This is a genomic window from Streptomyces sp. NPDC088915, assembly GCF_044749825.1.
In the GTDB taxonomy this organism is placed as follows: Bacteria; Actinomycetota; Actinomycetes; order Streptomycetales; family Streptomycetaceae; genus Streptomyces.
The window spans coordinates 333,370-356,522 of record NZ_JBIVIR010000006.1 but is presented as its reverse complement, the minus strand read 5'-3'; the positions used below and the strand labels follow the sequence as shown (position 1 = coordinate 356,522).

Sequence of the window (23,153 nt, the reverse complement as noted above, 5' to 3'; positions counted from 1 at the left end):
CCCACGGAGGATGCACGTGGACCGCACCACCACCCGCCCGAGCGGACGCAGATGGCTCGGTGGAGCCCTCGCGCTCGCCGTCGGCTCCGGGATCGTCCTCGTCGGCGGAGCCGGCACCGCGCAGGCGGCGGACGTCAACGTCGCCAAGAACGCGGGCTTCGAGAACGGCCTCGCCAACTGGGCCTGTTCCGCCGGGAGCGGCGCCGCCGTCTCCTCGCCGGTCCGCACCGGGACCGGCGCCCTCAAGGCGAGCCCGGCCGGCCTCGACAACGCCAAGTGCGTGCAGACCGTGACCGTGAAGCCCAACTCGACGTACACGCTGAGCGCCTGGGTCCAGGGCGGCTACGCCTACCTCGGCGCGAACAACACCGGGACCGGCACCGGCTCGGTCTCCACCTGGACGCCGGACTCCCCGTCCTGGAAGCAGCTCACCACCACCTTCACCACGGGCGCCTCCACCACCTCGGTCGAGATCTACACCCACGGCTGGTACGGCACCTCCCCCTACCTCGTCGACGACGTGAGCGTGTACGGGCCCGACGGGGGCGGCGTCCCGGACCCCGACCCGGTCGTCCCGTCCACCCCGGCCGGTCTCGCGGCGGGCACCGTCACCTCCTCCTCCGTGAGTCTGAGCTGGGGCGCGGTCTCCGGCGCGACGGGCTACAAGGTGTACCGGGACGGCGCCGGCCCGCAGACCGTGAGCGGCACCTCCGCCACGGTCACCGGGCTCACCGCCGACACGGCCTACCAGTTCCAGGTCTCCGCGACGAACGCGGCGGGCGAGTCCGCCAAGTCCGCCGCCGTGTCGGCGCGCACCGCCAAGAACCAGACCGGCCCCGGCCCGTCCGTGCCCAAGCACGCCGTGACCGGCTACTGGCAGAACTTCGACAACGGCGCGGCCAAGCAGAAGCTGCGGGACGTGCAGGCGGCGTACGACATCATCGCCGTCTCCTTCGCCGACTCGACCACCACGCCCGGCCAGATCACCTTCAACCTCGACCCGGCCGTCGGCTACGCCTCGGCCGCCGACTTCAAGGCCGACGTCGCGGCCAAGAAGGCGGCCGGCAAGTCCGTGATCATCTCGATCGGCGGCGAGAAGGGCAACGTCACGATCAACAGCGACGCGAGCGCGACCGCCTTCGCGAACAGCGCGTACGCCCTGATGCAGGAGTACGGCTTCAACGGCGTCGACATCGACCTCGAACACGGCATCAACTCCACGTACCTCACCAAGGCGCTGCGCCAGCTCTCCGCGAAGGCGGGTTCGAGCCTGGTCCTGACGATGGCCCCGCAGACCATCGACATGCAGAGCACGGGCACGGAGTACTTCAAGACCGCGCTGGCCGTGAAGGACATCCTGACGGTCGTCAACATGCAGTACTACAACAGCGGTTCGATGCTGGGCTGCGACGGCAAGGTCTACAGCCAGGGGTCGGTGGACTTCCTCACCGCGCTCGCCTGCATCCAGATCCAGGGCGGTCTCGACCCGTCCCAGGTCGGTCTGGGCGTCCCCGCCTCCACCCGGGGCGCGGGCAGCGGCTACGTCGACCCGCAGATCGTGAAGAACGCCCTCGACTGCCTGACCAAGCTCACCGGTTGCGGCACCTTCAAGCCGGCCCAGGCCTGGCCGTCCCTGCGCGGCGCCATGACCTGGTCCACCAACTGGGACGCGACGGCCGGCAACGCCTGGTCGAACGCGGTCGGCCCGCACGTGCACGGCCTCCCGTAACCGGTCCCCCTTCCCGTACGGGCTCCGCAGCGCCGCCGCTCCCCCGGCGGCGCTGCGTCGTTCCCGGGACGGGGCCGGGCCGCGCGCTCAGCGGCGGGGCAGGAATCCGGCCAGGACCGGGTCGAGCCGGGCCATCCACTCGTCGACCCGGGCGGCGCGGCGGCCGTCGAGCTCGCAGGTGTACGCGCCGCCCTCGTGGAGCGAGACCACGACGTTCAGGCCCCGGCCCCGGCGGGTCCGCAGGAGGTCCACGCCCGAGATCTCCTCCCAGTCGAAGTCCACCTCCTCGCCGTAGAGCTGGAGGTGCACGCCGGAGCCGTCGACGACGATCCCGGACACCCGGTCGGTGGCCACGAACTCCCTTGCGAACCCGGGCGGCACGGCGGGCGGCGGCGGTACGGCGAAGGCGCCCGGGGGGCCGAAGCCGGGACCCGGCGGCGTCGCGTACCCCTGCGCGTACCCCGGGGGCCCGGGGGCGGGCGCGGTCGGGAGGGCGGAGGGCGGCACGGACGGCGGTACGGGGGGTGCCGCGGGGCCGAAGGGGTGGGCGGGCGCGGGCACGACCACCGTGGCGGGCGGCCGCTCGCCCGCCCCCGGCACCCCCTCCCCCAGCGCGTCCAGGATCTCGTCCGGCGTGGGCCGTTCGGCCGGGTCCTTGGCGAGGCAGCGGGCCACCAGGCCGCGCAGCGCCGCCGGGACGGAGGTCAGGTCCGGGGCCTCGTGGACCGAGCGGTACATGAGGCCCATCGGCGTGCCGTCCCCGAAGGGGCGGCCACCGGCGGCGGCGACGAGGACGGCGCCGAGGGCGAAGACGTCGGCGGCGCCCGTCACCTCCTCACCGAGGGCCTGTTCGGGGGCGAGGTAGCCGGGGGTGCCGAAGGCGGAGCCGGTGGCGGTGAGCCGGGTCGACTCCAGGGCGCGGGCGATCCCGAAGTCGAGGACGCGCGGCCCGTCGGGCGCCATGACGATGTTGCCGGGCTTGAGGTCGCGGTGGACGAGCCCGCAGGCGTGGATGGCCTCCAGGGCCTCCGCGAGCGCGGCGCCGAGGGCGCGCAGCCGCGTCTCGTCCATGGGGCCCTCGGCGGTGACGAGTCCGGCGAGGGTGGGGCCGGGCACGTAGGCGGTGGCGAGCCAGGGCGCCTCGGCGTCGGGGTCGGCGTCGACGACCTGCGCGGTGTGGAAGCCGCCGACCCGCCGGGCCGCGGCGACCTCGGCGCGGAAGCGTGCGCGGAACGAGGGATCAGAGGCGAGTTCCGGCCGCGCCACTTTGACGGCGACGGCGCGTCCGCCGCGCGATCGGGCAAGGTAGACGGTGCCCATGCCGCCTTCGCCCAGCTTGTGCTCGATGACGTATCTGCCGATGAGGGTCCCCACGCGGGACAGTATGGCCGAAGTCCGCATCTTGACCGGTCCATGACATGCCCTCACCATGACCGGAACACCCCGCACGACCTGTACGCCCCCGCACCCTCCGTTCCGCTTCGTCGTTTTCGTCGTTGTCGCACCCCCCACACTCCCCACCCAGGAGACACCATGCGACGTTCCCTCCGCGCCGGGAGGCCCGCCAGGAGGCCTGCCAGGAGGTCCGCCAAGAGGTCCGCCACCCTCGCGGCCCTCGTGGCGCTCGCCCTCGCGGCGCCCCTCTCCGCGCTCGCGACACCCGCCGGGGCCGACCCGGCGCCGACCGCCGCCCGCTCTTCCACGGCCGGGGAGGTGATCCGGCAGTACGAGGTCGCCGGACCCTCCACCCCGGCCGCCCGCACCGCGCTCGCCGCCACCGGGGTCTCGATCGACGAGGTCGACGCCCGCGCGGTCGTGGTCAGCGCGAACGCCGAACAGCTCGGGCGCCTCAGGGCCCTGGGATATAAGCCGGTGGCCCTGCCGGCCCCGCCGGACCGGGGCGAGGCCGCCCGGTCGGCGCTCGGCCCGCTGGACTTCCCGTCGGCGGACTCCCGCTACCACAACTACGCCGAGGCGAACGCGGAGATCGACCAGCGGCTCGCCCAGTACCCCTCGATCATGAGCAAGCGGGTGATCGGGAAGTCGCACGAGGGCCGGGACATCGTCGCGATCAAGGTCAGCGACAACGTGGCCGTCGACGAGAACGAGCCCGAGGTCCTCTTCACCCACCACCAGCACGCCCGCGAGCACCTCACCGTCGAGATGGCGCTCTACCTGCTGCGCGAACTCGGCGCGGGCTACGGCACGGACAGCAGGGTCACCAACGCCGTGAACGGGCGCGAGATCTGGATCGTCCCGGACCTCAACCCCGACGGCGGCGAGTACGACATCGCGTCCGGCTCCTACCGCAGCTGGCGCAAGAACCGGCAGCCCAACTCCGGCTCCTCGTACGTCGGCACGGACCTGAACCGGAACTGGAACTACAAGTGGGGCTGCTGCGGCGGCTCCTCCGGCACCAAGAGCTCCGAGACCTACCGGGGCGCGGCCCCCGAGTCGGCCCCCGAGGTGAAGGTCGTCGCCGACTTCGTCCGCTCCCGGGTGGTCGGCGGGAAGCAGCAGGTCAAGGCGGCCATCGACTTCCACACGTACAGCGAACTGGTCCTCTGGCCCTTCGGCTGGACCACCGCCGACACCACCACCGGCATGACCAAGGACGACCGGGACGCCTTCGCGGCCGTGGGCAGGAAGATGGCCGCGAGCAACGGCTACACCCCCGAGCAGTCCAGCGACCTGTACGTCACGGACGGCTCGATCGACGACTACCTGTGGGGCACCCAGAAGGTCTTCGCGTACACCTTCGAGATGTACCCGTCCTCGTCCTCCGGCGGCGGCTTCTACCCGCCCGACGAGGTCATCGAACGCGAAACGGCCCGCAACCGGGACGCGGTGCTCCAGCTCCTGGAGAACGCGGACTGCATGTACCGCTCGATCGGCAAGCAGGGGCAGTACTGCGCGGCCTGACCCGCCACCCGTGACGGAGCGCCCCGGCCGGAACCACCGGCCGGGGCGCTTCGTCAGCCGAGCACCGCCAGCGCGTCGATCTCGACGAGGAGGCCGGCCGGGAGGCCGACGTAGACGGTGGTGCGGGCGGAGGCGGGGGCCTTGAGGTTCTGCTCCTCGAAGTACCGGTCGTAGATCTCGTTCATCTCGGCGAAGTGGTCCACGTCCGTCAGGTAGACGCGCATCATCATGACGTCGTCCCAGGTCGCGCCGCCCTCCTCCAGGATCGCCTTGACGTTGGCGAAGGTCTGGAGGGTCTGCTCGCGCAGGGTCGGGCCCGCGACGGTCGGCGCCTGTCCCTCGACGGCCGGCAGGAAGCCGACCTGGCCTGCGACCTGGAGGATGTTGCCCTTCCTCACGCCGTGCGAGAACTTCGCGGGCGGGGCGGTGTGGGTCGCCGGGGTCAGGGCGGTCTTCTCGACGGGCTGCGGGAACGTCTGCGCGGTCGGCTGGTCGCTCATGCGGTGTCCTTGGTCGGTGCGGTGCCGGAGTACTCCCGGCTGATGGCGTCCGCGGTGCGGCGCACCTGCGGGAGGAGGGCGAGGAGTTCCTCGGCCGTGACGACCACGTTGGGCGCCGAGACCGACATGGCGGCGACGACCCGCCCGTCGGCGCCGCGGACGGGCGCGCCGACGCAGTTGATGGACTCCTCGTGGCCGCCGAGGTCGGTGGCCCACCCCTGCTCGCGCACGGTCGCCAGCTCCTTGAGGAAGGCGGCGGCGTTCGGCGTCGAACGGGGCGTGTACGGGGGGTAGTCGAGCTTCGCGGCGACCGCGCGCCGCTCGGCCTCGGGCAGGTCGGCCAGGAGCAGCTTGGCGACGGCGGCGACGGTGATCGCGACGGGCCTGCCGATGCGCGAGTACATGCGGACCGGGTAGCGGCTCTCGACCTTGTCGATGTAGAGCACCTCGCCCTCCTCGTACACCGCGAGGTGGACCGTGTGCCCGGTCCGCTCGTTGAGCGCGGTGAGGTAGGGGTGGGCGATCTCCCGGACGTCGAGGTTCTCGACGGCCTCCTGCGCGAGCGCGAAGAGCCGGGCGCCCAGGCGGTAGCGCTGGTCCTGCTGGCGGTGGACGAGCCCGTGCTCGTGGAGCGTGCGCAGCAGCCGCAGGGCCGTGGACTTGTGGACGCCGAGGCTCTCGGCGACCTGTCCGAGGTCGGCGGGGCCCCGCGCGAGCAGCGGCAGGATGCTGAGCGCCCGGTCGACGGTCTGGCTCATGGCGTGCGTACCTCCTGGTCGTCCCCCGCGCGGCCGGGGCCCTCCGGGCCGTCGCCCGTCCGCCCGGGGTCCTTCTCGTCGGCCTCCGTCCAGCCGGGGCCGAGGTGAAGTGTCCCCCAGGCCGCGTCGTCGAGCGCGGCCAGGCGGTCGGCCAGGTCGCGGCGGGGCGGGACGGCCAGGTCGCCGGGGACGGTGAGGGCGGCGGCGGCCGTCAGGTGCCCGTGGCGGAGCCGGCCGCGGAGGCCGAGGCCGCGGAGGGTCGCGGAGAGGAAACCGGCGGCGAAGGCGTCCCCGGCGCCGATCGGCGAGACGACGTCGACGCGGGGGGCGGGGACGGAGGTCGCGGTTCCCTCGCGGTCCGCGCCGCCGCGCTCGACGGCCACGGCTCCCGTACCGCCCAGCTTGACCACGACCGTTCCCGGTTCGGGCAGGGCCTCGAAGACCGCCCGCGCGTCCCCCAGCCCCCACAGCCGCTCCGCCTCGTCCGCGCCGACGAAGACGACGTCGGCGCGGCGGGCCAGGCCGAGCAGCACGCCGGGGGCGTCGCCGTCGCGCCACAGGGCCGGCCGGTGGTTGACGTCGAAGGAGACCAGCGGCCGGCCGGGGCGCGGGGCGGTGAGCTCCCGCAGCAGGGCCAGGCAGTCCCCGGAGAGGGCGGCGGTGATGCCGGTGAGGTGCAGGATCCGGGCGCCGGCGACGCTCTCGTACGGGACGGTGGCGGGCGACATGGCCGAGGCGGCGGAACCGGCCCGGTAGTAGACGACCTCGTGCGCGTCGGCGGCCCGGTCCTCGTCCGTGCGGAAGTAGATCCCGGTCGGCCGGTGCGGGTCGCGGCCGACGGCCGTGACGTCGACGCCGTGGCCGCCGACGACCTCGACCAGGTGGTCGCCGAAGCCGTCGCGGCCGACGCGGCCGACCCACTTGGCGCGGTGCCCGGCGGCGGCGAGGGCGCAGGCGACGTTGGTCTCGGCGCCGCCGATCGCCCGCGTGAAGGAGGGGACGTCCGCGAGGCGGCCCGGCCGGGAGGGCAGGAAGGTGACCATGGACTCGCCGAGGCAGACGACGTCCACGGGATCCACGGGGTCCACGGGGTCCACGGGGTCCACGGCGCGGACGACGTCCGGGATCGCGTGTCCGCTCACTCTCGTGCTCCCTGCGACTCCCACGGGTCCATTGACCCGGCCTTGGCCCGGATGTTAGACAGCCGTGAGCAAGGTGCGCAATGAGCGTTGCGCAATCTGCAACACCTATGAGGAGGAGGCCCCGTGCCCGAGCCGGTGAACGAGACGCCCGCGCGGGAGAACGCGCCGCGGAAGCGCGAGATCCCCGACCTCTCCGCCGAACGCGTCGACCACCGCTTCAAGGCCCTCCCCCCGGACGCCGAGGGCCTGACCGTCGGCGAGCTCTCCGCCCAGCGCCGCAACCTCTTCACCGGCGGCTACACCACCCCCGTCCTCGCCCTCTCCGCCGAGTCCGTCGAGCACAACCTGCGCCTCCTGGAGACGTATGCCGAGCGCCACGGCCTCGCCTTCGCCCCGCACGGCAAGACCTCCATGGCCCCCCGGCTCTTCGAACGGCAGCTCGCGCACGGCGCCTGGGGCATCACCGCGGCCGTGCCCCACCAGGCCCGCGTCTACCGCGCCCACGGCATCGCCCGGATCTTCCTCGCCAACGAGCTGGTCGACCCCGTCGCCCTGCGCTGGCTCGCCGCCGAGCTCGACGCCGACCCGGACTTCCGCCTCGTCTGCTACGTCGACTCCGTGCGCGGCGTCGAGCTGATGGACGAGGCCCTGCGCGCCGCCGGGGCCGGGCGCCCGGTGGACGTCGTCGTCGAGCTGGGCGCGGGCGAGGGGGCCCGCACCGGCGTCCGTACGGAGGCGGAGTGCGCCGCCGTCGCGGACGCGGTCGCCGCCACCGCCACCCTGCGGCTCGTCGGCGTCGCCGGGTACGAGGGCGAGGTGCCGGAGGCGGACCCGGAGCGGGTCCGGGACTGGCTGCTGCGGCTCACCGGCCTCGCCGCCGCCTTCGACGCGGAGGGCCGCTTCGACGCCGGCATCGGCGAGATCGTGGTGAGCGCGGGCGGCAGCGCCTGGTTCGACGCGGTCGCCGGGGTCTTCGCGGAGATCCCCGCGCTCTCCCTCCCGGTCCTGAAGCTGCTGCGCTCCGGCGCGTACGTCTCGCACGACGACGGCCGTTACCGGGACCTCACCCCCTTCAACCGGGTTCCCGAGGAGGGCGCGCTCCAGCCCGCGTTCCGCCTCTGGTCGCAGGTCGTCTCCCGGCCCACCGGCGAGCAGGCCTTCACCAACGCGGGCAAGCGGGACGCCGCCCACGACCTGGACCTCCCGGAGGCGCAGGTGGTCCGCGACGCCCGCACGGGTGAGGTCCGGGCCGCCGGGGGCATCCGCGTGACGGGCCTCTCCGACCAGCACGCCTGGCTCCGCACGGAGCCGGGGGCGGACCTGGAGGTCGGGGACTGGGTGGGGATGGGCCTCTCCCACCCGTGCACGTCGTTCGACAAGTGGCAGCTCATCCCGCTCGTCGAGGCCGACGGCACGGTGGTCGACCACATCCGCACGTTCTTCTAGGCACCGGGGAGTCGGGACAGTGATGGAACTCGTCATCCGCGACGCCGAGGTCGTCGACGGCAGCGGCGGCCCCTCCTACCGGGCCGACGTCGGCGTCGAGGACGGCCGGATCACCACGATCGTCCGGGAGGCCGCCGCCGCGGGCTGCCAGCGGCCCACCGGCCGCCGGATCCTGGACGCCGAGGGGCTCGTCCTCTCCCCCGGCTTCGTCGACATGCACGCCCACAGCGACCTCGCGCTGCTCCGCGACCCGGACCACTCCGCGAAGGCCGCGCAGGGCGTGACCCTGGAGGTCCTGGGCCAGGACGGCCTGTCGTACGCCCCGGTCGACGACCGCACCCTCGCGGAGGTGCGGCGGGCGATCACCGGCTGGAACGGCGACGGCTCCGGCCCGGACCTGGACTGGCGCACGGTCGGCGAGTACCTGGACCGGCTCGACGGCGCGCACGGCGGCCGGGGCGTCGCCGTCAACGCCGCCTACCTCGTCCCCCAGGGGACGGTCCGGGCGCAGGTGGTCGGCTGGGAGGACCGCCCGGCGACGGAGGCCGAGCTGGAGCGGATGCGGCGGCTCGTCGCCGAGGGCCTGGAGCAGGGCGCGGTCGGCATGTCCTCCGGCCTGACCTACACCCCGGGGATGTACGCGTCGGACGCCGAGCTGACCGAGCTGTGCCGGGTCGTCGCGGAGTACGGCGGCTACTACTGCCCGCACCACCGCTCGTACGGGGCCGGGGCCCTGGAGGCGTACGCGGAGATGATCGACCTCGCCCGCGAGGCCGGGTGCGCCCTGCACCTGGCCCACGCCGGCATGAACTTCGGCGTGAACGCGGGCAGGGCCCCCGAGCTGCTCGCCCTCCTGGACGGGGCCCTGGACGCCGGCGCGGACATCAGCCTCGACACGTACCCGTACACCCCCGGCTGCACGACCCTGGCGGCCCTGCTGCCGAGCTGGGCGAGCGAGGGCGGCCCGGAGGCGGTGCTCGCGCGGCTCCGGGACGACGCGACGGCCGAGCGGATCAGGCACGACCTGGAGGAGGTCGGCTCGGACGGCTGCCACGGCGTCCCCGTCGACTGGGACACGATCGAGGTCTCGGGGGTGAACGGGCCCGCGCTCGCGGAGTTCGTCGGCCGCCGCGTCGACGGCTGGGCCACGGCCCGCCGGCTCCTCCTGGAGGACCGGCTCGGCACGACGATCCTCCAGCACGTGGGCCACGAGGAGAACGTCCGGACGATCATGCGCCACCGGGTGCACACCGGCGGCTCGGACGGCATCCTCCAGGGCCTCAAGCCGCACCCGCGCGCGTACGGCACGTTCCCCGAGTACCTGGGGCGGTACGTGCGCGAGCTGGGCGTCCTCTCCCTGGAGGAGTGCGTCGCCCACCTGACCTCCCGCCCGGCCGCCCGCCTCCGCCTCCCCGACCGGGGCCTGGTCCGCGAGGGGTACGTGGCCGACCTGGTCCTCTTCGACCCGGCGACGGTCGCCGCGGGCGCGACGTACGAGCACCCGAGGACCCTCCCGACGGGCATCCCGCACGTCCTGGTCGGGGGGAGGTTCGTGATCGAGGACGGCAGCCGGACGGACGTGCTGGCGGGGCGCGCGATCAGGCGGACGCCGGTGGGCCGGTAGGCGCGCCCACGGGGTCGGCGCTCCCGGTGGCGCCGGCCCGCCACGGGTCCCGCCGCGCCCACAGCAGCCCGAGCGCGGCCACGACCCCGGCCAGCACGAACCCGTACCAGGGCGTCCGCCCCGATGGCGCCGTCTCGTACACGAGCGCCGCCGAGAGGACCGCGAGGACCTGCCCCGCCCGGCCGTACCAGGCCGCCGACGCGACGACGGCCGTCCCCCACAGCAGGTACCAGGGCTGGACCATCGGCGAGAGCGCGACCAGGGCCACCAGGGAGAGGCCGAGGCCGAGGACCGGGTCGAGGAGCCCCCGCCACGCGCGCCACGCGAGGACCGCGATGAGGACGAGCGCGGCGGCGAGGCCCAGCTTCTGCACGAGGTCCTTGACCGGGCCGGGGTCGTCCCCCAGGAGCAGCCCGAGCCCGAGTCCGAGGTCGCTGGTGACGGACAGGGCGGTGTGGATGGTCCCGGCGACGCTCTGCGTGCGCAGCCACCCGAACCCGGTCCCGGCGAGCACCGTCGCCCCCGCCGCCACGGCCCCCGCGACGGCCCCGGGCAGCACGAGGCCCTTCGCCAGGCCCCGGGCGCCGCCCCCGGCCCGGCGGGCGACGAGGATCCCGATGAAGAGCAGGGCGACCGCCGCCGGGGACTTCACCATCACGGCGCAGCCGACGAGGACGCAGCCGAGCACCCACCGGCCCCGCGTCGCGAGCAGGACGCCGGCGAGGACGAGGCCGATCATCAGGCCGTCGTTGTGCGTGCCGCCGACGACGTGGATCAGGAAGAGCGGGTTGAGGACGGCCAGCCAGAGCGCGCCCGTCCGGCCGCCGGGCCCGCCGCCGAGTCCCCGCACCGCCCACGCGGTGAGCGCGAGCGCGCCGAGGGCGATCAGGCGCATGCCGAGGACGGCGGGCACGACGGCGCCGCCGGTGAGCTTCACGACGGCCGCCGCGAGGAGCAGGAAGGCGGGGCCGTACGGGGCGGGGGTGTCGGTCCAGTGCCCGCCGACGCTCGCCGCCGCCTCGGCGCCGAGGTCGCCGGGGCCGAGGACGGAGGGCCCGGCGCCGTACACGTCGTGCCCTTCGAGGACCATCGCGCCCTGGGCGACGTAGCTGTACACGTCGGCGCTGTGCAGCGGCGGGGCGAGGAGCAGCGGCGCGGTCCAGCGGACGAGGGTCCCGAGGACCCCGTCCCGCGCGGCCCCGTCGCCCCGGACGAGCAGCACCCCGTACCGCCCCCACGCGGCGACGAGCAGGGTCAGGCCGAGGTACGCGAGGAGGGCCCCGGCGGCCGTGGGCGCCGGGCCGTGCCGCTCCCACGGTCCCCCGCCGCCGCGCACCGGCAGCGTCCCGGCGAACCATCCGCCCACGGCGACGGCGAGCGACCCGCCCGCACCCAGCCACCGGCATCCGGAGGCACTGAAGACCCACATGGCGTGCCAACCTATCCGGCCCCGCCGGCCCGCACCGCACCCGGCCGCCCGGAACCGCACCACCCCCGACGTGGCCCAAAACACGAAGCGTCCCGGCCGCCCCGGCCGTAAGCTCTCGTCATGCAGGTGATCCAGTCCACGAAGCTCGCCAACGTCTGTTACGAAATCCGGGGTCCGGTGCTCGAAGAGGCGATGCGGCTCGAAGCCGCGGGTCATCGCATCCTCAAGCTCAACACGGGCAACCCGGCCGCCTTCGGCTTCGAGTGCCCGCCCGCCATCCTGGAAGACGTGCTGCGCAACCTCGCCGACGCGCACGGCTACGGCGACGCGAAGGGCCTGCTCTCGGCCCGCCGGGCGGTGATGAGCCACTACGAGACCAAGGGCATCCCGCTCTCCGTCGAGGACATCTACCTCGGCAACGGCGTCTCCGAGCTGATCCAGATGGCGATGCAGGCGCTCCTCGACGACGGCGACGAGGTCCTCGTCCCGGCCCCGGACTATCCGCTGTGGACGGCCTCGGTGTCGCTCGCGGGCGGTACGGCCGTGCACTACCGCTGCGACGAGCAGGCCGACTGGATGCCGGACCTCGCGGACATCGAGCGGAAGATCACCGACCGCACCAAGGCGATCGTGATCATCAACCCGAACAACCCGACGGGCGCCGTCTACGACGACGAGATGCTCCGCTCCCTGACGGAGATCGCCCGGCGGCACGGCCTGGTCGTCTGCTCGGACGAGATCTACGACAAGATCCTCTACGACGGCACCACGCACACCCCGACCGCCGCCATCGCCCCCGACCTGCTCTGCCTCACCTTCAACGGGATGAGCAAGAACTACCGGGTGGCCGGATTCCGCTCCGGCTGGCTCGCGGTCTGCGGCCCGAAGCACCACGCGTCCTCGTACATCGAGGGCCTCACGATCCTCGCCAACATGCGCCTGTGCGCGAACATGCCGGCGCAGCACGCGGTGGCCGCCGCCCTCCAGGGCCGGCAGTCGATCGAGGACCTGGTGCTGCCGGGCGGGCGGCTCCTGGAGCAGCGGGACACGGCGTACGAGCTGCTCACGCGGATCCCGGGCGTGACGTGCGTGAAGCCGAAGGGGGCGCTGTACCTCTTCCCGCGGCTCGACCCGAACGTCTACAAGATCAAGGACGACCGGCAGATGGTCCTGGACCTGCTGCAGGCCGAGAAGATCATGGTGGTGCACGGGACGGGCTTCAACTGGCACGAGCCGGACCACTTCCGGATCGTCACGCTGCCGGCGGCGGCGGACCTGGCGGACGCGGTGACGCGGATCGGGCGGTTCCTGGACGGCTACAGCCAGCCGTAGCCCCCCGCACACGAGACCCGACTCAACTTTAGACACGATCTAAGCTAGGATGGCTCCAGAGCACTCAGGAGGCCGTCCCATGTACGAACCGATCCGCACCAAGTCGGTCCACCGGATGGCCGACGACGCCCACGACGCGTATCCGCACCGCTCCCGCGAGGAGGAGCTGGACATCCAGCTCGCCGGACACCTCGCGGCCCTGCTCGCCGTCACCGACGAGCTGGGCGACACGGAGGCCGGCGAGCTCATCGCCCGGCAGGTGGCACGGCTGCGCGGCGCACCGCCCGCACGGCACGCGGCCCTCAGCGGCGCGTCCGCGCGGGAGCTGCACGGAAAGGCCCACGCCCTCGCGGGCCGCGCCCTGGTCGTCGCCGCCTCCCGGGCCGACACGGCCGCCGCGATCCTCTCCGCCGAGCGGATGGACGCGCACACCGCGGCGCTGGCCGGGGAACCCACCCTGGCCACGGCCACCCCCTGACGGCCCCGGTCCGCGCGGCACGAACCGCGCGGACCGGGCGCCAACCACCCCCCTCGGTCCGGGGAAGCCGCGGTACCGGTTCCTCCGGTTCGGTACCGGGATCGCTCCTTCACCCCCCGTCCACCCGCCCCGCCCCGGAACGTGGACTTCCGCGAGCACGCTTCCCGCGTGAGACGCATCCTGGGAATCGTCCTCGCCGTCCTGCTCCTCGGCGGCGTGGCCACCGTCCTCGTGACGGGCGGCGAGAAGGACACGGGCACGGCGACGAAGACCGTGCGGGGAGTCATCGGATCGGAGAAGGCCGAGTTCTTCGCCGATCCGCAGGTGGTGAAGGCCCTGGCCGCCCGGGGCTTCACCGTGGGCACCGAGACCTCCGGGTCCTGGGACATGGAGGAACTGCCCCTCGACGGCTACGACTTCGCCTTCCCGTCCTCGAAGGCCCCGGCCGACGGCCTGCGCGCGAAGGCCGCCGGGCGGGTGAAGGACAGGGCGGTCACCGCCCCGCTGCGGCCCTTCTACTCGCCGCTCGTCGTCGTCGCCCACAGCACCGCCGCCCGGATCCTCGCCTCCAACGGCCTGGCGGCCCTCGGCCCGCGCGGCACCAGCGGCACCCTGCGGATGGAGGCCTATCTGGCGGCGGCCCGCGCCGACCGCACCTGGCAGCAGCTCAAGGGGGCCGAGGGCCACGCCGAACTGCGCGGCACCCTCTTCGTCACCTCCACCGACCCGGTCGCCTCCAGCTCCGGCGCCCTCTACCTGGCCGCCGCGAGCTACGTGGCCGACGGCGGGCGGGTCGCGGGCGACGAGGCCGCCGTCGCCCGCACGGCCCCGCTCCTGCGCAAGCTGATCCAGGTCCAGGGCGCCCAGCAGTCCGGCTCCGACGCCCCCTTCCGGGACTTCGTCAGCGGCGTCGGCAACCCGCTGGTCCTGGTGTACGAGTCCCAGGTCGCCGCGCAGCTCCTGGCCGGGCGGCCCATGGGCGACCTCGTCGTCCTCTACCCGGACACCACGGTCAACAGCGACCACACCCTCGTACCGCTCACCGAGAACGGCCGGGCGCTCGGCGAACTCCTCTCCAGCGACCCCGAGCTGCGCCGGCTCGCGGTCCGCCACGGCTTCCGGCCGCAGGGCGCGGCGAGCGAGTTCACCGCCGCGACCGACGGCCACACCGCCTACCTCAACCAGACGCTGAGCGGAGTCCGCCAGGCGCCCGTGCCCACCGGCGAGGTGCTGCACGAGATGGCGCTGCGGGCCCGCGACCAGGGGGACACCGCATGACGACGCCAGAGGACCCGAGACGCACCATGGCCCTGACACCCGCACCGACACCGGCCGAGCACGACACCCCGCTCGTCCTCACCCCGCCCGCCCCCGTGCCGCCCGTCCGCGCCGCGCAGGCCTCCGGCCTCGTGCCGCTCGACGAGTCGGTCCGTACGGAGACGGCCCGCCGGGCCGCCGAGTACGTCGGCTCGATCGAGGGACTCGACCCGCGCTCCCCCGAGTTCGCGGGCCGCGTCGGCGAGATCACGGCGCTCGGCGCGGGCGAGATGCGCTCCGCCGCCCAGCAGACGAACCGCATGCTGGACCGCACGGTCCGCTCCCTCGGAGGCGGGGCCCCCGGCGGCGACCCGCAGACCCGGGTCGGCTCCTCCCTCGTCGAACTCCGGCGCGCGGTCGAGGACCTGGACCCCCGCGACACCCCCGCCAAGGGGTTCAAGGGACTCCTGGCGAAGCTCCCCGGCGGCAACCGGCTGCGCGACCACGTCGCCGCGTACGCCTCCTCGCAGGCCACCCTGAACCGGATCGTCGGCGCGCTGCGCGGCGGCCAGGACGAACTGCGCCGCGACAACGCCGCGCTGGAGACCGAGCGGACCCGGCTGTGGGAGACCATGACCGGGCTCCAGGAGTACGCGGTGCTCACCGAGGCCCTCGACGCGGCCGTGGAGGAGCGGATCGTCCGCACCCCCGACCCGTCCCGGGCGGACGCCCTCCGCGCCGACCTGCTCTTCCCGGTCCGGCAGAAGCACCAGGACCTCCTCACCCAGCTCGCCGTCTGCGCCCAGGGGTACCTGGCGATGGACGTGGTCCGCCGGAACAACGACGAGCTGATCAAGGGCGTGGAGCGGGCCGCGACGACGACCCTGTCGGCGCTGCGGATCGCGGTGATGCTCGCCTCCGCCCTGGAGAACCAGCGCAAGGTCACCGAGCAGGTGAACGTGCTGCGCTCCACCACCGAGGACCTGGTCCGGGGCAACGCCGAGATGCTGGCGACCCAGGCCGGCGAGATCCAGCGGATCGCGGCGGACCCGGCGGTGGGCGCGGAGACGCTCCGCACCGCCTTCCAGCAGATCCACCGGACGCTCGACGCCATCGACGCGTACAAGGCGCGGGCGACGGAGACGATGGCGGCGACGGTCGGGTCCCTGACGGCGGAGCTCCAGGAGGCGAGCGCCCACCTGGAGCGCAGCCGCCGCGCGAACGCGCCGGAAGGCGGGGCCTCCTCGTGACCCGCTCCCCCCGCCCCCTGCGGCGCGCGCTCGCCGCCCTCGCCCTCGCCCTGCTCGTCACCGCCACCGGCGGCTCCTGCGGGCCCGGCGACCGGCCCGGGAAGGACGACGGGGCCACGGCGTTCCAGCCCGGCACCCTCCGCGTCCTCGCCTCCTCCGAACTGGCCGACATGGCCCCGGTCCTCGAAGAGGCCCGGAAGGCGACCGGGATCACCGTCCGCCCCACCTACGCCGGCACCCTCGACGCCGTCGAACGGATCGCGTCCGGCGAGGCCGGGAAGGACTTCGACGCGGTCTGGCTCTCCTCCGACGACTACCTGCGACTGCGCCCCGACACCGCGAGGAGGATCACCGGTGAGACCCCGGTCATGACCTCCCCGGTGGCACTCGGGATACGGCCCGCCGCCCTCTCCCGGCTCGGCTGGGACCCGGCGGAGGTCACCTGGTCGCAACTGCACCGGGCCGTCGCCGACGGCAGGCTGACGTACGGCATGACGGACCCGAAGCGCTCCAACTCCGGCTTCTCCGCCCTCGTCTCGGTCGCCTCCGGCCTCTCGGGGGCCCAGTCCGCGCTGACCGGCGAGGACGTGCGCCGGGCCACCCCGAAGCTGAAGGAGTTCTTCACCGGGCAGAAGCTGACCTCGGGCTCCTCGGGCTGGCTGGCCACCGCCTACGGCCGCCGCACCGACGTCGACGCGCTCGTCAACTACGAGTCGGTGCTGCTCTCCTCGTTCCCGGCCGGGGAGCTGACCGTGATCCGGCCGGCCGACGGCGTCGTCACCGCCGACTATCCGCTCACCCTGCTCGCCTCCGCCCGCCCGGAGGCGAAGGAGGCGGCCGGGAAGCTCACCGCGCACCTGCGCACCCCGGACGTCCAGCGGCGGATCACGGAGACGACCCTGCGCCGCCCGGTCGTCGCCGGGGTCGCCCCGGCCCCCGCGCTCGCCCGCGACCAGCGCCGCGAGCTCCCCTTCCCCGGCAGCCGGGCCGTCGCGGACGGGCTGCTCGACGCGTACGACAACACCCTGCGCAGGCCCTCCCGCACGGTCTACGTGCTCGACACCTCGGGCTCCATGCGGGGTGGGCGGCTCGACCGCCTCAAGGCGGCCCTCACCGAGCTGACCGGGGACTTCCGGGACCGCGAGGAGGTCACCCTGATGCCGTTCGGCTCCTCGGTGAAGCGGTCGGAGGTGCGGACGCACACGGTCGACCCGGCGTCCCCGAAGGCGGCGCTCGACGCGATCAGGGCCGGGGCGGCGGACCTCTCGGCCTCCGGCGGCACGGCGATCTACTCCAGTCTCCAGGAGGCCTACCGCTTCCTCGGGCGGTCGCCGGGCGACACCTTCACCTCGGTGGTCCTGATGACGGACGGCGAGAACACCGACGGCGACACGGCCGCCGCCTTCGACGCCTTCCACCGCTCCCTCCCGGCCGACCAGCGCCGCACTCCGGTCTTCCCGATCCTCTTCGGGGACTCCGACCGCGCCGAGCTGGAGGGGATCGCGGAGCTGACCGGCGGGAAGCTCTTCGACGCCACCGGGGGTTCCCTGGACGGCGCCTTCGAGGAGATCCGTGGCTACCAGTGAGCGCCTGCTGCGGTACGCGGAGTCCCGCAAGAACCTGGCGGGCTGCCTCGGCGGCCTGGCCGGCGTGGGGATCGCCCTCACCGGCGCGGCGGGCGGACTCTGGCCGCTGGTCGTGGCGGGCCTGTACGGGGCGGGGGCGCTGATCGCCCCGCCCGAGCGGCCGGACGCGCCGGACTTCGAGGACGGGGGCGAGCGGCTCGACTCGCTGCGGGCGGACTTCGCGACCCTGCGGGCGTACCTGGCGGAGGTGGACCTGCCGGCCGCCGCCCGCGAGCGGCTCGACGCCCTGGACGCGCTGCTCGAAGCGCTCCTGGAACCGGGCTGGGTGAGCGACCCGGACCATCTGCACGTGCTGGCCCGCGCGGTCCGCCAGGACGTTCCGGAGGCGGTCGACACCTTCGTACGGACGCGGTGGTGGTCGCGCGTGGCGCCGGGCACGGAGCCGCCGGAGCGGCACCTGGAGCGCCAGGTGGACGCGCTGCACGCGGAGGCGGCCGGGATCGCCGCCGCGCTCCAGGAGGCGGAGGAGCTCCGGCAGCGGACGCACACCCGCTATCTGGAGGACCGGGGGCGCGGCTGACCGGGAGAATGCGCCGGCCCCCGGGGCCTGAGGGGGCTCCGGGGGCCGGGCGGATCGTGGTGGGCCGTCGTGACCCCACTGGTCAGGGCGGAATTTCGGGGCAACCCACCACGAGTTCGGGGGGAGGGATCAGCCCAGGCGCTCCACGAGCGCGCGGTACTCGTCCCACAGCTCCTTCGGCGTGTGGTCGCCGAAGGTGTTCAGGTGGTCGGGGACGAGGGCGGCCTCCTCGCGCCACACGTCACGGTCGACCTTGAGGAGGAACTCCAGGTCCTCGGCCGGCAGGTCCAGGCCGTCGGTGTCGAGGGACTCCGCGGTCGGCAGGATGCCGATCGGGGTCTCGACGCCCTCCGCCTTGCCGTCGAGGCGCTCGACGATCCACTTGAGGACGCGGCTGTTCTCGCCGAAGCCGGGCCAGACGAACTTTCCGGCGTCGTTCTTGCGGAACCAGTTCACGTAGTAGATCTTCGGCAGCTTCGCCTGGTCCGCGTTCGCACCGACCTTGACCCAGTGGGCCATGTAGTCGCCCATGTTGTAGCCGCAGAAGGGCAGCATGGCGAAGGGGTCGCGGCGCAGCTCGCCGACCTTGCCCTCGGCGGCGGCGGTCTTCTCGGAGGCGACGTTGGCCCCGAGGAAGACGCCGTGGTTCCAGTCGAAGGACTCGGTGACCAGCGGGACGGCGGAGGCGCGGCGGCCGCCGAAGAGGATGGCCGAGATCGGCACGCCCTTCGGGTCCTCCCACTCCGGCGCGATGGTCGGGCACTGTCCGGCGGGGACGGTGAAGCGGGCGTTGGGGTGGGCGGCGGGCGCCTCGGACGCGGGCGTCCAGTCGTTGCCCTTCCAGTCCGTGAGGTGGGCCGGGGCCTCCTCGGTCATGCCCTCCCACCACACGTCGCCGTCGTCGGTGAGGGCGACGTTGGTGAAGACGGAGTTGCCCCAGAGGGTCTTCATGGCGTTGGCGTTGGTGTGCTCGCCGGTGCCGGGCGCGACGCCGAAGAAGCCGGCCTCGGGGTTGATGGCGTAGAGCCGCCCGTCCTCGCCGAAGCGCATCCAGGCGATGTCGTCGCCGATGGTCTCGACGGTCCAGCCGGAGATCGTGGGCTCCAGCATGGCCAGGTTGGTCTTGCCGCAGGCCGACGGGAAGGCGGCGGCGACGTACTTCGGCTCAACCCGACCGGAGGTGGAGGGGGGCGGAGTCAGCTTGAGGATCAGCATGTGCTCGGCGAGCCAGCCCTCGTCACGCGCCATGACGGAGGCGATGCGGAGCGCGTAGCACTTCTTGCCGAGCAGGGCGTTGCCGCCGTAGCCCGAGCCGTACGACCAGATCTCGCGGGTCTCGGGGAAGTGCGAGATGTACTTGGTGGAGTTGCAGGGCCACGGCACGTCCTGCTCGCCCTCGGCGAGGGGGGCGCCGAGGGTGTGGACGGCCTTGACGAAGAAGCCGTCGTCGCCCAGCTCGTCGAGGACGGCCTGTCCCATGCGGGTCATGGTGCGCATGGAGACGGCGACGTACGCGGAGTCGGTGATCTCGACGCCGATGGCGGAGAGCGGGGAGCCGACGGGGCCCATGCAGAAGGGCACGACGTACATGGTGCGGCCGCGCATCGAGCCGCGGAAGATGCCGTCCTCGCCCGCGAAGACGTCCTTCATCTCCGCCGGGGCCTTCCAGTGGTTGGTCGGGCCCGCGTCCTCCTCCTTCTCGGAGCAGATGAAGGTGCGGTCCTCGACGCGCGCGACGTCGGAGGGGTCGGAGGCGGCGTAGTAGGAGTTCGGGCGCAGGGTCGGGTCGAGCTTCTTGAACGTCCCCTTGGCGACGAGCTCCTCGCACAGGCGCTCGTACTCGGCCTCGGAGCCGTCACACCAGACGATGGTGTCCGGCTGGGTGATCTCGGCGATCTCGTTCACCCAGGAGACGAGCTCCTGGTGCTGGGTGGGGACGGTGGTGGGAGCCGCGTTGTCGCGCGCCACGATTGCTCCTTTTGAGGGGTTTTTTAGATGTTTGCCCCGTGGGGGCCGCGACCCGGATGCTTCGTAGCTTGCTCATCCGGTGCCGACCGCACTCATTTGATCATCCGATGGATCCGCCCATATGTCCAGAGGGCCGCACATGTGAGCATCGCCACTCACACCCGGGACTTACGGGCCCGTAGGTACGATTCCCCCATGACTGCAGCTCCTCCGGAAGTGACCCCGGTCGACCCCTCCCCGGCGCTCCCGCTGAAGCCCCTGCTGCGAGGCTGGCTGCACGCGGGCATGTTCCCCGCCGTGATCGTCGCGGGCCTCGTCCTGGTCGCCCTCTCCGACTCCCCCCGCGCCCGCGTCGCCTGCGGGATCTACGTCCTGACCGCGTGCCTGCTCTTCGGCATCAGCGCGCTCTACCACCGCGGCACCTGGGGCCCGCGCGGCGAGGCCGTGCTGCGGCGCCTCGACCACGCCAACATCTTCCTGATCATCGCGGGCACCTACACCCCGCTCACCCTGCTCCTGCTCCCCGACTCCACGGCGAAACCGCTCCTGTGGGCGGTCTGGGCGGCGGCCCTCGCCGGCATCGCCTTCCGCGTCTTCTGGGTCGGCGCGCCCCGCTGGCTCTACACCCCCTGCTACATCGCGATGGGCTGGGCCGCCGTCTTCTTCCTGCCCGACTTCCTGCGCACGGGCGGCATCGCCGTCCTCGTCCTGGTCGTCGTCGGCGGCCTGCTCTACAGCGCGGGCGGGATCATCTACGGCATCAAGCGCCCGAACCCCTCCCCGCGCTGGTTCGGCTTCCACGAGGTCTTCCACACGCTGACCCTGGCGGCCTTCATCGTCCACTACGTCGGCATCTCGCTGGTCGCGTACCAGCACGCCTGACCCGGGAGAATGGCGGCATGGCCGCCGACGTCCCCACCCGCCCCAGCCTCCGCGAACGCAAGAAGGCGAAGACCCGCGCGGCGATCCGGAGGGCCACCTACCGGCTCGCCGCCGAGCACGGCTGGGAGGCGGCCACCACCGAGCGGATCGCGGCGGCGGCCGAGGTCTCCCCCTCGACCGTCGTCCGCTACTTCCCGGTCCGCGAGGACATCCTCCTCACCGACGAGGACGACGACCTCCTCGAAGCCCGGCTGCGCGCCCGCCCCGCCGGCGAGGACCCCCTGGAGTCCCTGCGCGCGGTCCTCCTCGAAGCGGTCCGCACCGCCCTCGCGGAGGAGCCGGAGGAGACCCGGCTGCGCGCCCGGCTCATGGTGGAGATCCCCGCCGTGCGCGCCCGCCTCACCGAGACCACCGCCGAGACCGGCCGCCGCCTCACCCGCGTCCTCGCCGACCGCACCGGCCGCGCCCCCGACGCCCTGGAGGTCCGCGTCTTCACCGCCGCCGTCCTCGGCGCCCTGCGCGAGACCACCGTCCACTGGGCCGAACACGGCCGCACCGACGACCTCGTGTCCCTCCTGGACCGCACCCTCGACACCCTCAAGGGCGGCCCGGCACTCCCCACGCGCCCCTGATCACCCGCGCCGACTCCGGATTGTCCGCGCACTCCCACACCCCGTGCGGGCAGTAGTCCGTCACCGTCTGGTAGACCGGCCGGTGGACGGCGAACCAGTCGAGCATCCCGCGGACGTACGCCGGGTTGTCGCCGTTGCGGAAGAGGCCCCACTCCGGGTACGAGACGGGCTTGCCGTGCTCCGCCGCGAACCGGACGTGGTGGGCGAGGCCGTACTCCTCGTCCACCTGGCCCTCGAAGGAGAGGCCCTCGGGCTGGTCGTAGGCGTCCATGCCGATGACGTCGACGACGTCGTCCCCGGGGTAGCAGAGCGGCCACGGCACGGCGTCGCGCCCCCGGCTCGGCGTGAAGTCGAAGCGGAACCGCTGCCCCGGCACCGCCCGCAGCACCTCCACCGTCCGCCGCCAGTACGCCTTCCACGCCTCCGGGTCCGGGCCGCAGCGGTGGCTGTACGTGGTGCCGTTCATCTCCCAGCCCAGGACCAGGACCGCGTCCCCGAGCCGGTGCTCCACCAGCCGCTCCCCCAGCGTCCGGAAGTGCCCGTCGAACGCGCCCTCCGCACCCCGCCGCAGCCCGTCGCGCACCTCGGCGTCGGGCAGGCCCGCCTCGCTGCGGTCGAGCAGCGGCACGTTGAGCACGAAGAGCCGCCCGGGCCGCTCCTCCTTCCAGCGCGCCCACGGACCGAAGAGCGCCGGATGCCCCTCGATGTTGGACCACCGGTCCCCCGGCAGGTACGTGTGCCCGACGGTCAGCGCCGCGCCGCCGAGCCAGGCCTGCACCTGGGCGATCCGGCGCACCCCGGCCTCGTCGGAGCCGGTGAAGAACCCCGAGGGCACCCCCGGCGACGGCCGCTCGCCGACGTGCCGCCCGCCGGGCGCGAGCCGGTCGTACGGCAGGAGGAGGACGAGAACGGCCGCGAGCAGCACGGTCAGTGCGGCTCGCGGCCGGAAGGGAAGGGGACTCACGTCAGCTCGTCCAGAAGTCCCACCACCGGGTCAGGACCAGCATCCCGATGATCCCGACGTGCAGGAGGGGCGGGGCGAAGGCGAACTCGCCGAAGAAGGTCCGCACCCCCGCCGGGGCGGGCAGCACCCCGGTCCGCACGTTGTGCGCGGTGACGGACCAGAACATCAGGAGCGTCGCGACCCAGGCCAGGCAGCACCACAGGCAGAGCGCGTTGATCTCGTACAGCGACTGGTGCATCAGCCAGGTGCAGAAGCCGACCCCGAAGAGCGTCCCGGCGTTCAGGCCGAGCCAGAACCAGCCCCGGTAGCGGGCCCCGGCGAGCAGCCCGGCCCCGATCGCGACGACGACGGCGTACGTCGCGATCCCGAGCATCGGGTTGGGGAACCCGAACACCGCCGCCTGCTCGCTCTTCATGACGCTGCCGCAGGAGACCACCGGGTTCAGGCTGCACCCCGGGGTGAAGCCGGGGTCCTCCAGGAGCAGGAACTTGTCGAGCGTGATCACCCAGCCGGCCAGGACGCCCGCCGCGCCGGTGACCACCAGGAGCCAGGCGAGGGCCCGGCCCGCGCCGACCGGGCCGCCGGCCTCCCGGGAGGCCTCCTCCCGCCGCTGCCCCGGCACCCCGCCCCGTACGTCCACCGTCGCCATGGCGCGACCCCTCTTCCCGGTTCTT

At 73.7% G+C, this 23,153-nt stretch carries 20 protein-coding genes; 12 read left to right on the top strand and 8 right to left on the bottom strand.

Going from position 1 to position 23,153, the window contains the following annotated elements:
- Positions 1-16 precede the first annotated feature (16 nt).
- A complete protein-coding gene (locus ACIP5O_RS14160; RefSeq protein ID WP_401292609.1) occupies positions 17-1,729 on the top strand; it encodes a chitinase in 1,713 nt (570 codons plus the stop codon).
- An 87-nt stretch (positions 1,730-1,816) separates the two neighbouring features.
- Here ACIP5O_RS14160 and ACIP5O_RS14155 read toward each other — a convergent pair whose 3' ends face one another.
- A complete protein-coding gene (locus ACIP5O_RS14155; protein WP_401292607.1) occupies positions 1,817-3,130 on the bottom strand; it encodes a serine/threonine-protein kinase in 1,314 nt (437 codons plus the stop codon).
- Between the two features lie 132 nt (positions 3,131-3,262).
- On the opposite strand from ACIP5O_RS14155, the gene ACIP5O_RS14150 reads away from it, so the two are divergent.
- A complete protein-coding gene (locus ACIP5O_RS14150) occupies positions 3,263-4,651 on the top strand; it encodes a M14 family metallopeptidase (RefSeq protein ID WP_401292605.1) in 1,389 nt (462 codons plus the stop codon).
- A 53-nt stretch (positions 4,652-4,704) separates the two neighbouring features.
- Here the strand turns inward: ACIP5O_RS14150 and ACIP5O_RS14145 are convergent, their stop codons facing one another.
- Genes ACIP5O_RS14145 through ACIP5O_RS14135 form a run of 3 tightly spaced genes read right to left on the bottom strand, consistent with a single transcriptional unit; the run spans position 4,705 to position 6,952 of the window.
- On the bottom strand, positions 4,705-5,151 hold the full coding sequence (locus ACIP5O_RS14145) for a RidA family protein (protein WP_401292602.1): 447 nt from the start codon (positions 5,149-5,151) through the stop codon (positions 4,705-4,707).
- Positions 5,148-5,909 carry an IclR family transcriptional regulator gene (locus ACIP5O_RS14140; protein ID WP_365545893.1) on the bottom strand — a complete coding sequence of 254 codons (762 nt, stop codon included), beginning with the start codon at positions 5,907-5,909 and terminating at the stop codon, positions 5,148-5,150. The genes ACIP5O_RS14145 and ACIP5O_RS14140 overlap by 4 nt, the downstream gene beginning before the upstream one ends.
- The gene (locus ACIP5O_RS14135) at positions 5,906-6,952 is read right to left on the bottom strand and encodes a sugar kinase (protein WP_401292729.1); all 1,047 of its coding nucleotides are present in this window, start codon (positions 6,950-6,952) and stop codon (positions 5,906-5,908) included. The genes ACIP5O_RS14140 and ACIP5O_RS14135 overlap by 4 nt, the downstream gene beginning before the upstream one ends.
- Before the next feature lie 279 nt (positions 6,953-7,231).
- On the opposite strand from ACIP5O_RS14135, the gene ACIP5O_RS14130 reads away from it, so the two are divergent.
- Together ACIP5O_RS14130 and ACIP5O_RS14125 are read left to right on the top strand one after the other, a co-directional pair.
- Entirely contained in the window at positions 7,232-8,497 is a 1,266-nt protein-coding gene (locus tag ACIP5O_RS14130) for an alanine racemase (protein WP_401292726.1), read from the top strand.
- Positions 8,498-8,519: 22 nt separating this feature from the next.
- A complete protein-coding gene (locus ACIP5O_RS14125; RefSeq protein ID WP_401292599.1) occupies positions 8,520-10,121 on the top strand; it encodes an amidohydrolase family protein in 1,602 nt (533 codons plus the stop codon).
- On the opposite strand, the gene mptB is transcribed toward ACIP5O_RS14125, so the two are convergent.
- On the bottom strand, positions 10,096-11,550 hold the full coding sequence (mptB, locus tag ACIP5O_RS14120; protein WP_401292598.1) for a polyprenol phosphomannose-dependent alpha 1,6 mannosyltransferase MptB: 1,455 nt from the start codon (positions 11,548-11,550) through the stop codon (positions 10,096-10,098). The genes ACIP5O_RS14125 and mptB overlap by 26 nt on opposite strands.
- Before the next feature lie 120 nt (positions 11,551-11,670).
- Between mptB and ACIP5O_RS14115 the strand changes: the two genes are divergently transcribed.
- The 6 genes from ACIP5O_RS14115 (at position 11,671) to ACIP5O_RS14090 (ending at position 18,033) form a co-directional block, all read left to right on the top strand.
- On the top strand, positions 11,671-12,882 hold the full coding sequence (locus tag ACIP5O_RS14115; protein ID WP_401292595.1) for a pyridoxal phosphate-dependent aminotransferase: 1,212 nt from the start codon (positions 11,671-11,673) through the stop codon (positions 12,880-12,882).
- Positions 12,883-12,961: 79 nt separating this feature from the next.
- Positions 12,962-13,360, top strand: a complete 399-nt coding sequence (locus ACIP5O_RS14110; protein WP_401292592.1) for a hypothetical protein — start codon at positions 12,962-12,964, stop codon at positions 13,358-13,360.
- A gap of 141 nt (positions 13,361-13,501) precedes the next feature.
- Complete coding sequence (locus ACIP5O_RS14105; RefSeq protein WP_401292590.1) at positions 13,502-14,638, top strand: hypothetical protein; 1,137 nt, start codon at positions 13,502-13,504, stop codon at positions 14,636-14,638.
- Positions 14,635-15,867 (top strand): toxic anion resistance protein, encoded by a 1,233-nt coding sequence (locus ACIP5O_RS14100; RefSeq protein WP_401292587.1) that lies wholly within the window; start codon positions 14,635-14,637, stop codon positions 15,865-15,867. The genes ACIP5O_RS14105 and ACIP5O_RS14100 overlap by 4 nt, the downstream gene beginning before the upstream one ends.
- Entirely contained in the window at positions 15,864-17,453 is a 1,590-nt protein-coding gene (locus ACIP5O_RS14095) for a substrate-binding domain-containing protein (RefSeq protein WP_401292585.1), read from the top strand. Before ACIP5O_RS14100 ends, ACIP5O_RS14095 begins: the two co-directional genes overlap by 4 nt.
- The gene (locus ACIP5O_RS14090) at positions 17,440-18,033 is read left to right on the top strand and encodes a hypothetical protein (RefSeq protein WP_401292583.1); all 594 of its coding nucleotides are present in this window, start codon (positions 17,440-17,442) and stop codon (positions 18,031-18,033) included. The genes ACIP5O_RS14095 and ACIP5O_RS14090 overlap by 14 nt, the downstream gene beginning before the upstream one ends.
- Positions 18,034-18,162: 129 nt before the next feature.
- On the opposite strand, the gene ACIP5O_RS14085 is transcribed toward ACIP5O_RS14090, so the two are convergent.
- Entirely contained in the window at positions 18,163-20,001 is a 1,839-nt protein-coding gene (locus tag ACIP5O_RS14085; RefSeq protein ID WP_401292580.1) for a phosphoenolpyruvate carboxykinase (GTP), read from the bottom strand.
- A 195-nt stretch (positions 20,002-20,196) separates the two neighbouring features.
- Between ACIP5O_RS14085 and ACIP5O_RS14080 the strand changes: the two genes are divergently transcribed.
- Complete coding sequence (locus ACIP5O_RS14080; protein WP_125665743.1) at positions 20,197-20,883, top strand: hemolysin III family protein; 687 nt, start codon at positions 20,197-20,199, stop codon at positions 20,881-20,883.
- Positions 20,884-20,900: 17 nt separating this feature from the next.
- Positions 20,901-21,515, top strand: coding sequence for a TetR family transcriptional regulator (locus ACIP5O_RS14075; protein ID WP_356541645.1), 615 nt, complete (start codon positions 20,901-20,903; stop codon positions 21,513-21,515).
- Here the strand turns inward: ACIP5O_RS14075 and ACIP5O_RS14070 are convergent.
- Positions 21,481-22,479, bottom strand: coding sequence for a glycoside hydrolase family 26 protein (locus ACIP5O_RS14070; RefSeq protein ID WP_401292578.1), 999 nt, complete (start codon positions 22,477-22,479; stop codon positions 21,481-21,483). The genes ACIP5O_RS14075 and ACIP5O_RS14070 overlap by 35 nt on opposite strands.
- 1 nt (position 22,480) lies before the next feature.
- Complete coding sequence (locus tag ACIP5O_RS14065) at positions 22,481-23,128, bottom strand: vitamin K epoxide reductase family protein (RefSeq protein WP_401292575.1); 648 nt, start codon at positions 23,126-23,128, stop codon at positions 22,481-22,483.
- Positions 23,129-23,153: the final 25 nt, after the last annotated feature.